Origin of the sequence: Psychromonas aquatilis (assembly GCF_038155185.1) — a bacterium.
Lineage (GTDB): Bacteria > Pseudomonadota > Gammaproteobacteria > Enterobacterales > Psychromonadaceae > Psychromonas > Psychromonas aquatilis.
Genome location: NZ_JBAKAZ010000266.1, coordinates 1 through 231, shown reverse-complemented (window position 1 = coordinate 231; position 231 = coordinate 1). Strand labels below are relative to the sequence as shown.

Below are 231 nucleotides of genomic sequence, written 5' to 3'. Positions count from 1 at the left end.
GTGTATCACCCGCTGCTTTTTATTCATCATGTGAAAGTGAAACATTACCATCGGTATCAATTTTATCTAAAGCTTTTAATAAACGGCCTTTTGCTTCATCTTTACTGATCACACCTTCACTGTCGGCATCGATTTTAGTAAAGTCAGGTTTATTGTGACCCTTACCACGGTGTTTATCACCCGCAGCTTTTAATTCATCTCGAGAAAGTGAACCATTACCATCGGTATCAA

At 38.5% G+C, this 231-nt stretch carries 1 protein-coding gene; it reads right to left on the bottom strand.

Translation table 11 applies throughout. The features are described from left to right. Window positions 1-19: 19 nt before the first annotated feature. The coding region (locus tag V6256_RS15520) for an EF-hand domain-containing protein (RefSeq protein ID WP_481133292.1) at window positions 20-231 on the bottom strand (212 nt) is incomplete at its 5' end.